The following is a 14,320-nucleotide window of genomic DNA, read 5'->3' as shown; positions in this document are numbered from 1 at the left end:
CGGGGAGAAAATTATGAAAATCGGTATTATGGGTGGTACATTTGATCCCATTCATATTGGACATCTGCTGGCTGGAGAAGCGGCAAGAGATGCCTATGGGCTGGATCAAGTATGGTTTATGCCTTCTCATATTCCTCCGCACAAGCATCAAGCGGGGGCAAGCGGCAAGGAGCGTCTGGAGATGACGAGTGAAGCGGTGGCGGGTCATCCTGCTTTTGAAGTGCTGGATATTGAAGTGCTTCGCGGGGGGGTATCCTATACCATTGACACGATCAAGAAGCTTCAGGAGCTGCATCCTGCTGTAGATTTTTATTTTATTATTGGTGCAGATATGGTGAACTACTTGCCTCATTGGCAGGGGATTGAGGAATTGGCGCATCGGATTTGTTTTATTGGGGTGCGGCGACCGGGCTTCGAGCTTGCGCTGGATGAGTTGCCATATTATTTGCAGGACAAGGTACTGCTGGCGGATATGCCAGTGGTGGACATTTCTTCGACGGATATACGGGAGCGTGTGACAGAAGGCCGCACTATTCGTTATCTTGTGCCTGATCGTGTTCATGACTATATTACAAGGGGCGGTTTGTATGAAGTACAGCCGTGAGCAGCTAATGGAAGTCGTATCAGGCCAGATGCCTGAAAAACGCTGGAAGCACACGCTGGGTGTTATGCATACCTCTGTTGAGCTTGCGAAGCGTTATGGAGCAGACCCGGATAAGGCAGAACTGGCGGCTATTTTGCATGATGTAGCGAAATATTGGCCTGTTCAGCAGATGGAGGAAGTGATTCGTAACTATCCCGAATGTGATCAGGCGCTATTGGAGCATGACAAGCAGCTCTGGCATTCAGAGGTAGGGTACTGCGTCGCGGCAAGAGATTACGGAGTGGATGATCCGGAAATAAGGAATGCGATCCGCTGGCATACGTCAGGCCGCGTAGGTATGAGCCTGCTGGATAAAGTCGTGTGTCTGGCTGATTACATCGAACCGGGGCGGGATTTTCCCGGGGTTGAACATATTCGTAAACAGGCAAAGAAAAGTTTGGAGCAGGGCCTTATCGCTGGATTTGATTCTACGATTTCTTTGTTGCTGGAAAAGCAAAAGGTTATTTTTCCGCTGACGGTCTTGTCGCGCAATGACTTGATTCGACAGCTAAAACAGAAAAAAACGGAGGTTCATGAATGACCCTAACGAATGAGAAATTAATGCAAACGGCGGTTGAGGCCGCTAATGATAAAAAGGCAATGAATATTGTCGCACTGGATTTGCGTGGAGTATCGCTAGTCGCGGATTACTTTGTAATTTGCCATGGTAATTCGGATACACAAGTACAGGCGATTGTAACAGAAATTCGCAAACGCGCTCATGATGAAGGTGTAGCCATCAAAGGAATCGAAGGAATGGATTCCGCTCGCTGGGTTCTAATGGATTTGGGGGATGTCGTAGTGCATGTCTTCCATCGCGACGAACGCGAATATTATAACATTGAGCGACTCTGGTCGGATGCTAAGGTTGTGGAGAAGGTATGAGTTTGATCGCTGGTACTTATGTCACCATTATGGTGGATCGTGAGGTATCTCCTTTCGGCTACTTTCTTACCGTCGGTGAGCAGGATGTTCTGCTGCATTATACCGAGCTTACTCGTGAAATCGAGGTAGGTGAACGGCTGGAGGTATTTATCTTCCATGATACAGAGGACCGTTTGGCTGCAACTATGAAAAAGCCGTTCTTGTCTCTGGGGGAAATGGCCAAGCTTGAGGTGGCCGATGTGCATCCGCGGTTGGGATGCTTCCTGGAGATGGGATTGGGGCGCCAACTTTTGCTGCCGATTCGTGAGTTGCCAGAAAACCGTGATCTGCATCCTCGGGTGGGTGACTACGTGTATGCCATTATGGAACATGACAAACAAGGCAGACTGCGAGCTAAGCTGGCAGGGGAGCAGGAACTGGCTCCATTGTGTTTCCATGCTCCTAGTTCGTGGCTTAATACATGGGTGCAGGCGACGGTGTACAAGCCGCTTCAGATGGGCACATTCGTCCTGGTGGACGGGGGTGTGCTTGGTTTTGGTGCAATAGGAATGATTCATTCGTCGGAACGTAACCGCATGCTTCGCTTGGGCGAGGAGGTTAAGGTACGGGTCACGCTTGTTCGTGAAGACGGTCGGGTCAATCTGGCGATGTCGCCACGCAAGGAAGTAGGCCGTGATGAGGATGCGGATCGGTTGATTGCATTTCTGAAGGAACGTCCGGGTGGCGGTATGCCATATTCTGACGCAACGCCGCCGGATATTATCAAGCAACGGTTTGGTATCAGTAAATCCGCCTTCAAGCGTGCGATGGGCAAGCTGATGAAGGAAGGGCTGGTTACACAAAAAGAAAACTGGACCTACCTGGTGGAGAAGATGCCTAAACCGAAGGACGGGAATGGGGAATAAAGATGGCTTCTTACCGCAAGTTTGCCTATGTGTATGATGAGCTAATGCAGGACATGCCGTACCCGGACTGGTTGCGCTTTGCACGGCAGGCTTGGGATCGATACGGTATGCCACATACAGTGGCCGAGCTGGGCTGCGGAACGGGCTCAATTACGATTCCACTGGTTAACTCAGGCTTCGAGGTGGCTGGCATCGATTTGTCCTCTGACATGCTGGCAGTAGCCCGTCGCAAAATGGAAACTACTCCTCAAGGGCAGCGATTGTTTCGTGAGGGGAGCGTTCGCTGGATACAGCAGGATATGCGAGAATGGATTTTACCGGAGCCCGTGGATTCTGTCATTTCTTTTTGCGATTGCCTGAATTATTTACTTGAGGAAGAAGATATCATTTCTACTTTTCGCAGAACGTATGCTGGTCTGAAGCCTGGTGGAACCTTTCTGTTTGATGTACATCATCCCCAGACATTTTTGCGTTATGATGAAGAACAACCATTCGTACTGGATGAACGCTCTATTTCGTATATCTGGACATGCGCATTGGACACTCCCCGTTGTGAAATTGAGCATCATCTCAGTATCTTTGCGAAAGCAGAACATGAAGGACGCGATCTGTACCAGCGTTTTGAGGAAATTCATGTACAGCGTGCTTATGATCCAGCCTGGATGAAGGCAGAATTGTCCAAAGCGGGTTTTCGTGATGTGAAGGTATATGCAGATTTTGAATGGGTAGAAGCAGCAGATGACGCGGCGAGACTTTTTTATGTCGCTGTAAAATAGCTAGGATTCATTGAGCTAATATAGAAAAAGAAAGACGCTTTTCATGAAGTCATGAAGGGCGTCTTTTTGCTCTCATATATTCACTTTATAGTTCAGCTGAAGTTCATCACCCGGTACACCCCGAATGCCCCAATTCTGTTTCGGGGTTTCAAATATAGTAATTTCAAGATCCTGTGGAGAAATACCCAAAAGATCGTTAATTCTTTGAAATAACAGATTGATGAGTTGCTTCTTAGCTTCTGTCGTTCTGCCTTCGAAGATACTGATTTCAATAATGGTGTATGCGTCGGAGCGACCATCTGCATATATAAAATCTTCATGATTCATAGGGAAAAAACGATGAAACCTCTTGTCTGGAGGATAATTGAACGCATCCACCACGGCAGAGTGAATCACCTCTGAAAGTTGCTTTTTGATCGGATTTAGCTTTTCTTTTGTCCCGAAAATTTTAATCTGTGCCATGTCTCCACTCACCTTTCTTATCTCATCTCAACTTGAACCATTGCAACTTGGAGTTATTATAAAACATTCGTATTCATGTGTCATGGACAACTAGTATGAAGATGGCGCTTCGTATCAAATGTAGTCCTTATTTGACTTTTTTCGCGGTTTTCAATATAATAGTGCCATTATTAACGGTTAAATAATCGCTGATGAGGAATAGTAGTTTTGTCTGGACATGTAGAGAGCCGGCGGGTGGTGCAAGCCGGTTGACAGTGCAAAGCGAACTCACCTCGGAGATATGCGTCCAACGCAGGAAAGCACCTATATAGGTGTCAGTATCCTGTTATTAATACGCATCGGATCACCTCCGTTATCAGGTGCAAAGGGAGTAGAATGCGAAGAACGCTTTCTGCTAACTAGGGTGGTACCACGGGAATATAACCTCTCGTCCCTAGCGCTGACACGCTACGGGATGCAGAGGTTTTTTGTTGCATACCGTTTGAGGAGGAAAAGACAATGACAGACACACAGCCGAAGCACGGCTATCAACCGCAAAGTATTGAACCAAAATGGCAGAAATATTGGGATGAGAACAAAACGTTCCGCACTGGGGAAGAACCGGGTAAACCGAAGTTTTATGCTTTGGATATGTTTCCGTATCCGTCTGGAGCTGGTCTGCATGTAGGCCACCCGGAGGGATATACAGCTACAGATATTGTTTCACGTTATAAAAGAATGCGTGGCTACAACGTACTGCATCCGATGGGTTGGGACGCCTTTGGTCTGCCTGCCGAACAGCATGCGCTGGATACAGGCGAGCACCCACGCGAAATTACGGTGAAGAACGTAAATAACTTCCGCCGTCAAATCAAATCACTAGGCTTTTCATATGACTGGGATCGTGAAATCAGCACAACTGATCCTGATTATTACAAATGGACACAGTGGATTTTCATCCAGCTGTACAAGCGTGGCCTCGCTTATGTAGCTGAAGTGCCCGTGAACTGGTGCCCAGCACTGGGAACGGTACTGGCGAATGAAGAAGTAATTGATGGTAAGAGTGAGCGTGGCGGTCATCCGGTTATCCGCAAACCCATGCGTCAATGGATGCTGAAAATTACGGAATACGCCGATCGTTTGCTTGACGATCTGGAGGAACTGGACTGGTCCGAAAGCATTAAGGATATGCAGCGGAACTGGATTGGTAAGTCTACCGGGGCAGAGGTTCATTTTCCAATTGAAGGCTATGACGAACAACTCACAGTATTTACAACCCGTCCAGATACATTGTTCGGTGCAAGCTACTGTGTGCTGGCCCCAGAGCAGGAATTGGTGGATATGATCACTACACCTGAGCAAAAGGACGCTGTACAACAGTATCGTGAACAAGCTGCTCGGAAAAGTGACCTGGAGCGTACGGATCTGGCCAAAGATAAAACAGGCGTATTCACAGGAGCTTATGCAGTGAATCCGGTGAACGGCGAAAAGCTGCCAATCTGGATTGCCGACTATGTACTTGCAGGCTACGGAACAGGTGCAATTATGGCAGTACCGGGCCATGATACACGTGACTGGGAATTTGCCAAGAAGTTCGGATTGAAAATCACTGAGGTCGTTCAAGGTGGAGACGTGGACAAAGAGCCATACACCGAGGATGGTCCGCATGTCAATTCAGGCCTGCTGAATGGACTTACCAATGAGGAAGCTATTCCGAAAATGATTGAATGGCTCGAAGCTGAGGGTAAGGGGCAGGGCAAAGTAACCTATCGTCTGCGTGACTGGCTGTTCAGCCGCCAACGTTATTGGGGCGAGCCGATTCCAGTAATTCATCTAGAAGATGGAACGATTAAAACAGTTCCTGAGGATCAACTGCCGCTCGTACTGCCAGAGATGGACAATATCAAGCCTTCAGGTACAGGTGAATCCCCACTGGCGAATGCGACAGATTGGGTAGAAACCGTTGATCCTGAAACAGGTATGAAAGCACGTCGCGAGACAAATACGATGCCGCAATGGGCAGGAAGCTGCTGGTACTACCTGCGCTTTATTGATCCAAAAAATGATAAAGAGCTTGTGTCCAAAGAGAAACAGCGCGAATGGATGCCTGTTGACCTGTATATTGGCGGAGCGGAACATGCGGTTCTTCACTTGCTGTATGCCCGTTTCTGGCACAAGGTGCTGTATGATATCGGCGTAGTGGAAACTAAAGAGCCTTTCTATAAGTTGGTCAACCAGGGTATGATTCTGGGCAACAATAATGAAAAAATGAGTAAATCACGCGGTAATGTCATCAATCCTGACGATATTGTAAATACGTTTGGCGCCGATACGCTGCGTATTTATGAGATGTTTATGGGGCCGCTGGAAGCGACCAAGCCATGGAATGAGAATGGGGTAGAGGGAGCGCATCGTTTTCTGTCCCGCGTATGGCGCCTGTTTGTTTCCGAGGATGGTAGCCTGAACGAAAAAATTAAAAATGACGGCGGTAGCGACGAGTTCAAACGGACCTGGCATAAAACGCTGAAAAAGGTAACCGAGGACCTGGATGCATTGCGTTTCAATACAGCGATCAGCCAGCTGATGATCTTCACCAATGATGCATACAAAGCAGACCTTCTGCCGCGTGCAGCGATGGAAAACTTCGTGCAAATGCTGTCGCCGCTTGCACCGCATCTAGCCGAGGAACTGTGGCAGCTGCTGGGACACAACGAGAGCATTACCTACGCGGCTTGGCCTGCCTATGATGAAGCATGGACGGTAGACGCTGAAGTGGAAATTGTCATTCAGATGAATGGTAAAATCGTACAGCGTGCAACGATTGCCAAAGATCTTGATGCCAAAGCGATGGAAACTTTTGCATTGTCGCTGGACAGCGTTCAGGAAGCACTGGCTGGTAAAACGGTTCGCAAGGTAATTGCTGTTCCGGGTAAGCTGGTTAATATTGTTGCCGGTTAATCGGCTTTAAGCCGAAGGAGGCATCTATCTTTTGCATGTCCTCTTCATACTTGTTGTGCGTGACCCGTATTAGCTCAGGGAAGACACTATGCAGGCTGATGTCTAACAACGCAAGAGCTTCAGCGGTTATACCTCCGGGAACCGCTACTCTTGCTTGTAACTCGGCTGGTGTCATCCCGCCTTCCGTGAGCAGCTTTCCAGTGCCGATGATCATTTCACCGGCCAATGCGCATAGTTCTGTACGGTCTATACCCGTAGCTTGAACTGCGGCTTGAATCCACTGGTCCATAAAAAAGGCCAAGAAAGCAGGGCCGCAGCTCGAAAAATCCGATGTGATCCGTGTGTGAGACTCTTTAACCCGAATTGGCCTGCTGATGTGGGACATAAGCTCTTCCAGAAGGGAGCGATCCTCCTCTGTAATCCGGTTTCCATGGATGCACAGTGAGGCTCCGCTTCCAATCTGGTGAGTGATACTCGGAATAATTTTGGACACCTTGGCTTTCAGTGCATGCTCCAAAATACGGATCTGTACTGGACTTGTGATAGAAACGACGATCTGCTCTTCTGTAATGACATTGCGTATTTCATCCGTTACGGTTTTTGATTCCAGCGGCTTCACGCAGATAAATAGGATATCGCTTTCCGCTGCCGTCTCACGGTTGCTTTGGGCTGCATGCAAACCTGGATAACGACGGGCTAGCTCGGTTACCTTGGAATACGTTCGGTTGCTTGCTAATATTTGCTGCGGTTTGAGTGCGTCCGAATGAATAAAAGATTCGATTAGCAGACTTCCCATGCTGCCAGTCCCGATAAATCCAACTTTCATTGTTCAACGTCCTCCTTTCATACTTTGCGGTATAGACGCTGTGCTGTCATTCTTCTTAGTGTATGCACTTGGTCTTGGCCGACATGACGAATTTTATGTCTGAGCACATTAGATCGTGCCTGGGGTCGTACCACCCTTGTGTATAAATACTCACAGCGATACCGTATGGAGGTGTTTACAACCTCCGGTTTGACGGGAATTGAACAGACTTGCTCTGTTTAATTGAGACGGTGTTTTCAGTCGGCTCAAAATTCTCGAAATCCATGTGGAGTAGGGGACGATACGAAAAATGAAACGCGTATGGACAGGAACGGCAATAACGCTTGCTGTAATCGGGAGTGGACTTATTTTGTTTGCTGGAGGGCAGCGAACTGAGCCACAAGAAGAGTGGAGTTTGCTTAACCATAAGGTGGAGCAGGCTTTGGCGATAGAGTCGCAGCCAATTGAGTCACAGCGCAGCAGTGAGTATGCCGAAGGAAAGCATGCTGTAAAAGAGGCTTCAGACCAAGCTGAACGCAGTGCGAATGACGAAGCTGTTGACAATGTGAAGCATAATACTAAGCAGAGTTCTACGGGTATATCTGCTGATTTAAGTGAAAACTCTGAACACTCCATGGCGGGGAATTCAAGTACCGTAAAGCAGTCAGATGTTGCGGATTCGAGATCAGACACAGCTGTTGCCAGTTCGAATGCTGCAACGACGAGTAGGACAAATACGGTGAATGATTCGGCTACTCCATCCGTTTCCGGTGAAAAAAAGGTGAACATTAACACAGCGACTGCTGCCGAGTTAATGGAGCTGCCGGGAGTTGGGGCTAAAAAGGCCGAGGCTATTTTGAACTATCGTAATCAGCACGGGCTGTTCAAACGTGTGAACGATTTGGATCATGTAAAGGGAATCGGAGCTAAAATGTTAGCGAAAATGAAGCCGTATGTTAGCTTATAACTTATTTAAGTTTACGGTGTAGGCTTTGAGAGTGGCTGTAACGGATATGTTTTACGTTTAACTTGTTTATACGGGAGAGATGGAAATGAGTGCAGATGTACGCAAGGACTGGGACACCTATTTCATGGATATCGCTTATATGGTATCCACCCGTTCGCGCTGCTCGCGGCGTCATGTTGGAGCCGTACTTGTGCAAGGTAAGAAGCTATTGGGGACGGCCTATAATGGAGCACCATCCGGGGTGCCTGACTGTTCTGAGGCAGGCTGTATGATCTCGGAGGAATATGAGGTCGTTCACCGTGATGGACGGGAGGAAATGGTTAAGAAGCAGCGTTGTATTCGCACTATTCATGCGGAGCAGAACCTGCTGCTGTTTACTGACCGGATTGACCGTGAAGGCTCCTCAGTATATGTCACCGACCAGCCGTGCTGGACGTGTGCCAATATGCTGGCGAACAGCGGCATTGTGGAGATTGTATATCACCGACCTTATCCAAAAGATGCCGACAAGGTTCGAGCTATGATGGAGGAAAAGGGAATCGCCTTTCGCATGCTGGAGACTTATCATCCACCGCAGGAAACGCTGATGGATGTTAAGGATTAAATAATAACGAGGAAGAACCTCTGACAATGTTATTTTGTCAGGGGTTCTTTTTTTGTTTTGTGTGTTGACAGAAAGCAATGTTTGCTAATGGGAAGGTGATTGTATTCAAGCCCAACTTGTGTTTGCTAGGCCTATATTAAGCCTCACTGTTTGTTGGATTATAGGAAGTGCGGGAGCGTGTCTGTATTCGGGACGTATACTTTTGGTGCTGTGGGCGGGAATTACTCTGGTTTTCCCGCTTATAGCTTTATTGATGAAAATTCCTATCCGACATATGGTATTGCTATGGATTGCATTGAGTGGTGGTGGATTTCATTGGTTTTGGCATGATACGCATAACGTGAGCAGTATTCCTGGTGCACTTCATGTATCTTCTTCTGTCATAGAAGACATGCCTGTTCAAGCAGCAGGGTTTATTGCTTCAGAAGTTGAGATTGATGGTGATCGCGCGCAGTTTGAGATGAGAGTTACTTCAATTCATCACTTTGCCAGTCATTCCAATAAGGATGAACATCGGGGGTCTATTTCTGAACAGGCCATTGTTCATATCAAGTTGGCTGCGAAGCAGGAACAGCAACTTGCGGCAGCATGGCAGCGTGGGGATGCAATCCTGCTGCGTGGCAGCTTAAAGGCACCAGCAAAAGCGGGGAACTTTGGTAGCTTTGATTACAGTGAGTACCTGCACACGCAGGAAATTCACTGGCTTATCAAGGGGGCTGGAGCCGCCTCGTTACAGAGGCAGAAGGCTTCACTGTGGAACCGCTACACATTATTGAGATGGAATGATCAGCTTAGAGAGCAGTTAGGTCAGAAAATGGAATCTGCTTTTACATCACTTCTTCACGCAGGATATATGAAAGGTCTGATACTTGGGGTTACAGATGAGCTGGACCCAGCAACGTATAATGAATTTACGCAGCTTGGTTTAACGCATATTTTGGCGATATCAGGTATGCATGTGGCGGTATATGCGGCCACATTATTATATTTACTCAAGCTGTTACGAGTTAGCCGTGAAACCTCCCTTACGATTGTGATGGTACTGATTCCGGCTTATGTGCTGCTGACAGGTGCTTCTCCCTCTGTTGTAAGAGCAGGGATTATGGCGATGATCGGCTTGTTTGCAGCTCGGCGAGGGTTGCTCAAAGACGGACTTAATATTTTAAGTGTATCTGCGTTGCTTATGCTGCTATGGAATCCATACTACCTGCTTAGCGTCAGCTTTCAGCTTTCCTTTTTGGTGACAGGTGGGTTGCTCATATATATGCCGCTTATGAAGCCGTTTTTCGCCAAATGGCCCCTCCTGATCGGTGGTGAAGTTGCGATCACAATTACGGCACAGCTTGTTTCGTTTCCAATGACGGTGTTCTACTTTAATCAATTTTCGATATTATCATTTGCGGCTAATTTTTTACTTGTCCCCCTAATTACATATATCGTGCTTCCACTAGGTACGGTGGCAATGGGAATGGCCTTTTTATGGGGGGAGGGGGCTCGCATCCTTGCGTGGCCAGCGGAGCAATTAAACGATCTAACCTTTTCGCTTGTGAAATGGATGAATGTGGATGATGCTTATGTGAGTATTTGGCCGTCTTCTTCTATTCTGTGGGTTCTGGCATATTACGCAGCTTTGTACAGCGTTCTGTACTGGCTCAAAACATGGTTGATATCTCGAAGGCAAACAGGCGACATTTCCGATGTGAAATCTAATCCCATAGCTTCACCTGTGCATACAGGACTAGCGGCTTCTGCCGAGTGGGCGGCTATTTTGCAAACGGATCATGAACCGAAGGGTGCAGGGAAATTTGCGCATCGACAGTGGGATGGATATCGTCATGTGGCACTGGCTTTAAGTGGTATTGCCTGGCTTGGCATACTATGTATAGGGTACCAATCTCCTAGTGAAAGAAACACGGGAGTTGTTCAATATCTGGATGTGGGCCAAGGTGATAGCATTTTAATTACAACGCCGGGAGGAAAACATATTTTGGTAGATGGCGGGGGTACGATGGACTTTGCAACAGGGAAAAATGCTTGGCGCAAGCGTATAGATCCCTACGAGGTTGGCGCGGATACGATTGTCCCTTTGCTAAAGCAACGTGGGGTGCATCGGCTGGACGCTGTCATTTTAACGCATGGAGACCATGATCATGCCGGAGGACTACAGGCTATATTTGACCAGATTCCCGTAACCACCTTGTTTTTTAATGGTACCCTAACAGACAAAGCTCCATTTCGAAAGTTGTTAAACACGGCTTTGAACAAGCAGATCAAGCTGTACGGTGCACATCATAGCATGGAGTGGGAACCAGACCGGGATACGACAATTCGCTTTCTCTATCCGTTTAAGCTGGAGGAGAACGAATCTGGGCAGTTGCCTGTTATGAAGGAACAGAATCATTATTCCGTTGCCATGATTTTAGAGATGGAGGGGGTCTCGTTTTTATTCACAGGAGATATGGATGATGCCGCAGAGTCGCTGTTGATTTCTGAATTAACCCATTCTTCATCCCATGTGAAAGCTCAGGGAGCAATAGGAGCTGCAAGGAAAGCTGTAGACGTTATGAAAGTGGCACATCACGGAAGTAAGTATTCCACCTCGGAAGAGTGGTTGTCCTATTGGCAGCCGAAAGTATCCGTCATTTCAGTTGGTGCAAGCAACACTTATGGACATCCGAATCAAGCAGTATTGGAACGTTTGGCGGAGGTTGATTCTGCCATATATCGAACAGATACAATGGGAGAGGTGCAGATTCGTGCGCAGCAAGGTAAGCTGAGTGTTCGGTATCAACGCAGACGTGAACAGACGAATTCAAAATGATTTTGTTAAAATCATCTTCAACTACAAAAAAGCAGGCTTGTAACAGCCAAGAACCTGCCTGCCGTTAAATCAGATAAGGTATATCAATTCTTAATCGACGATTTTTATTTTCAAGATCCGATTGCTCTATCTTATCGATTACAACTCATATCTGATTTTCTGATTTCTAAGAAGTGACAAAATGTTTCATGCAGTTTAATAGGTCTAGTATTTAGATGTATGTAGGGGCTGAGGGAAGGTGACTACCTTCCCTTTTTCTGTTATTCTAAGGGAGGATACAATGGGGATTCTGGGCATTTTGTTATAATTTTTTTTATTAAAAAAATAAAATTAGCGTCAGACGTCTATCCTGCAACAATTTGCAAAAGGGATACGTCTGTAATATTGCAGGGAGAGGGGGATCCTTTGTGGTAGAGCAGGGACTCATCCGAGCCGCTCAATCGGGCGATCGCGACGCTCTCATTACCCTATTAAGAGAGATAGAACAGCATGTGTACCGTACGGCATATTACATTCTAAATAATGAGCAGGACGCCATGGATGCTTCACAAGAAGCCCTCATACGAATATATTCCAAAATTAACTCTTATGAGGAAAAAGCACAGTTTAAAACCTGGGTCCAGCGCATTGTAACGAACATATGCATCGACAAATTCAGAAGAACAAAGCCTTCGGTTTCCATTGACGAGCATGACATGATATTTAACGACCCCCAAAACGTGGAGGTTGAGGTGTTAACCTCTTACATGGCACAGGATGTTCGTGAGGCTATACAACAGCTCCCAGAACACCACCGGACGGTAATTGTCCTGAGATATTTGCAGGATTTCTCTTATAACGAGATTGCCGATTCTCTGGATTTGCCGCTAAATACGGTCAAGTCATACTTGTATCGTGCAAGACAGCAATTGCAAGGGCTACTTCAGGAATATCAGAAAGGTGGTGTATCAGGATGAAGTGTGGAGAAGAGGTGATGGATTGGATGCAGCGTTATGTGGATCATGAACTGGGCGAAGAAGAGACGTCCCAATTAATGAACCATATTGCGACTTGCCCGGACTGTGCGGAAAAATTCCATATTCTTCAGACACTCTCTCGCGAGCTGGAGGAATTGCCTGCGGTTTCCCCGGCGTTCAGCCTGGTGGATTCCATCATGCCTCAGCTTGATGCCATTGACCGCGCACGTGAAGAGCAGGGAAGCGCGCTTCAGGAAATGCAGCCTGTGGCTGCTGATCCAGAGTCTGGAGCAGGGCCTAGACAACGTACTCAGCCTATACCTTGGTGGAACCGGGTGGGAGGGCGTGCTGCCATGGGCGTGGCTGCCGCTGCCGTTGTACTGGGGATTGTAGTATTCAACTTTGAGCCTAAAACAGTGCAGGATGCGGAAGGTATACTTACATCCCAGTCACCCGAGGTGACAAGCCAGCAGACTCAGACGGAAATTCCAGGTACGACCAATGGGAGTGGAGGACGTGATGCAGCCATTGGAGCGGAATCGACCAAGCAGCCATCTGAACAGGGACAAGGTGCTGATTCCTCTCTGACACCTGCAGATAAGGAACCTGACCTGGGCAACCAGGGAACAGACAGTTCAGATAGCGAAAAGAATCCTTCCAAACAGGATGCTGGGAAGGTTGATGACCAGCAAGCTGGCGAGGAACCTTCAACAAAGTCTGCACCGACTAAGCATTCATCCCATCAGGATGAAAAGCAGGGACAGCCGAACGTCGATCGTCAGGCGACAAAGGATGACTCGCCTGCAGATGCTCCTACATCCGATGACAAACAGCTAAAACAGAAAAAATCTGATCAACCCACGATTGCTCCTGATGAACAGCTGGATCCGAAAATGGAAAAGGCACCTTTAGCGGGTACGAGTACCGCTCAGGAGGATAATAGCGATGATACAAGTACAAATGATGCATCTTCGTCGCTTAGTCAGGAATTAAAGGTACAGAGTCGAATTGCCTCAAATGAAACTTCGAAAGATGCGACATCCAAAAGTGTCACCAAGGATGCGGGGAACTCTTTAGGGGCGGATAGCAGCAATGCCGATTCTAATGATCAGCAATCATCTGTGTCACAAGACCCGGTTCGTAGAGAAGGCTTTGTATCTAATTCGCTGGTCTCTCCGGACAGTAATAATGCTTCCACCTATGGTGCCCAGTCGGCCTCTACAGATCAGTTCAACTCGCCTGATGGTAGCTATGCGGTGGCTATTGAGGGCAAAAAGCTGAAAGTGTATAAGCTTTCCGATAACGGTGTAGACCGAACAACACTGGAAGTCCGTACCCTGAAGGGTGCTTGGGTCAAAGGAAGCTGGTCAGATGACAGCCAGACCTTTATGTATGAGACAGAGCAGGATGGGACTGCAAGTAAATATACGTACACCGTTCCGCGTGGCACTGGAAAATAGTTTTCGTAAGTGGCACACTTTTTAGAAACAGAGAATAAACTATATGAACCGACGTCGTATCCCGACGGCCGAAAGTTTCTAGAGCTTTCTGCTGCCGTG

13 protein-coding genes and 1 other annotated feature are annotated in these 14,320 nt (G+C 47.4%); of the genes, 11 read left to right on the top strand and 2 right to left on the bottom strand.

All coding sequences use genetic code 11. The annotated features are described in order from the left end of the window. Positions 1-13: 13 nt before the first annotated feature. From nadD to HFD99_RS03375, 5 genes are read left to right on the top strand one after another with little or no spacing between them, the layout of a single operon-like run. Positions 14-604 carry a nicotinate-nucleotide adenylyltransferase gene (nadD, locus tag HFD99_RS03395; RefSeq protein WP_025365380.1) on the top strand — a complete coding sequence of 197 codons (591 nt, stop codon included), beginning with the start codon at positions 14-16 and terminating at the stop codon, positions 602-604. After that, positions 588-1,184, top strand: a complete 597-nt coding sequence (yqeK, locus tag HFD99_RS03390) for a bis(5'-nucleosyl)-tetraphosphatase (symmetrical) YqeK (RefSeq protein WP_016821637.1) — start codon at positions 588-590, stop codon at positions 1,182-1,184. The genes nadD and yqeK overlap by 17 nt, the downstream gene beginning before the upstream one ends. Then, entirely contained in the window at positions 1,181-1,528 is a 348-nt protein-coding gene (gene rsfS / locus HFD99_RS03385; protein ID WP_013372199.1) for a ribosome silencing factor, read from the top strand. The genes yqeK and rsfS overlap by 4 nt, the downstream gene beginning before the upstream one ends. Continuing rightward, positions 1,525-2,433 (top strand): CvfB family protein, encoded by a 909-nt coding sequence (locus HFD99_RS03380; protein ID WP_016821635.1) that lies wholly within the window; start codon positions 1,525-1,527, stop codon positions 2,431-2,433. Before rsfS ends, HFD99_RS03380 begins: the two co-directional genes overlap by 4 nt. Positions 2,434-2,435: 2 nt before the next feature. Continuing rightward, positions 2,436-3,209, top strand: coding sequence for a class I SAM-dependent DNA methyltransferase (locus HFD99_RS03375; RefSeq protein ID WP_025365379.1), 774 nt, complete (start codon positions 2,436-2,438; stop codon positions 3,207-3,209). Between the two features lie 72 nt (positions 3,210-3,281). On the opposite strand, the gene HFD99_RS03370 is transcribed toward HFD99_RS03375, so the two are convergent. Continuing rightward, positions 3,282-3,671: a tautomerase family protein gene (locus HFD99_RS03370; RefSeq protein ID WP_031461817.1), complete on the bottom strand. Its 390-nt coding sequence runs from the start codon at positions 3,669-3,671 to the stop codon at positions 3,282-3,284. A gap of 179 nt (positions 3,672-3,850) precedes the next feature. Beyond that, positions 3,851-4,109 (top strand) — a binding site (T-box leader). A gap of 60 nt (positions 4,110-4,169) precedes the next feature. Between HFD99_RS03370 and leuS the strand changes: the two genes are divergently transcribed. Beyond that, positions 4,170-6,608 carry a leucine--tRNA ligase gene (leuS, locus tag HFD99_RS03365; RefSeq protein WP_016821632.1) on the top strand — a complete coding sequence of 813 codons (2,439 nt, stop codon included), beginning with the start codon at positions 4,170-4,172 and terminating at the stop codon, positions 6,606-6,608. Here leuS and comER read toward each other — a convergent pair. Next, positions 6,589-7,434, bottom strand: a complete 846-nt coding sequence (gene comER, locus HFD99_RS03360; RefSeq protein ID WP_016821631.1) for a late competence protein ComER — start codon at positions 7,432-7,434, stop codon at positions 6,589-6,591. The genes leuS and comER overlap by 20 nt on opposite strands. A 289-nt stretch (positions 7,435-7,723) precedes the next feature. On the opposite strand from comER, the gene HFD99_RS03355 reads away from it, so the two are divergent. The 5 genes from HFD99_RS03355 to HFD99_RS03335 all read left to right on the top strand — a co-directional run bounded on the left by HFD99_RS03355 (position 7,724) and on the right by HFD99_RS03335 (position 14,221). After that, a complete protein-coding gene (locus HFD99_RS03355) occupies positions 7,724-8,380 on the top strand; it encodes a ComEA family DNA-binding protein (RefSeq protein WP_016821630.1) in 657 nt (218 codons plus the stop codon). Positions 8,381-8,465: 85 nt separating this feature from the next. Continuing rightward, complete coding sequence (locus HFD99_RS03350) at positions 8,466-8,984, top strand: deoxycytidylate deaminase (protein ID WP_016821629.1); 519 nt, start codon at positions 8,466-8,468, stop codon at positions 8,982-8,984. 202 nt (positions 8,985-9,186) lie between these two features. Then, positions 9,187-11,805 carry a ComEC/Rec2 family competence protein gene (locus HFD99_RS03345; RefSeq protein ID WP_123797415.1) on the top strand — a complete coding sequence of 873 codons (2,619 nt, stop codon included), beginning with the start codon at positions 9,187-9,189 and terminating at the stop codon, positions 11,803-11,805. 407 nt (positions 11,806-12,212) lie between these two features. Then, positions 12,213-12,761 carry an RNA polymerase sigma factor gene (locus HFD99_RS03340; protein ID WP_013311184.1) on the top strand — a complete coding sequence of 183 codons (549 nt, stop codon included), beginning with the start codon at positions 12,213-12,215 and terminating at the stop codon, positions 12,759-12,761. Further along, on the top strand, positions 12,758-14,221 hold the full coding sequence (locus HFD99_RS03335) for an anti-sigma factor (protein WP_044785378.1): 1,464 nt from the start codon (positions 12,758-12,760) through the stop codon (positions 14,219-14,221). Before HFD99_RS03340 ends, HFD99_RS03335 begins: the two co-directional genes overlap by 4 nt. Positions 14,222-14,320: the final 99 nt, after the last annotated feature.

The organism is Paenibacillus sp. EKM301P, assembly GCF_011800295.1.
GTDB classification, from domain to species: domain Bacteria; phylum Bacillota; class Bacilli; order Paenibacillales; family Paenibacillaceae; genus Paenibacillus; species Paenibacillus polymyxa.
The sequence above is the reverse complement of the archived record's forward strand: the minus strand, read 5'-3'. Positions and strand labels throughout refer to the sequence as shown.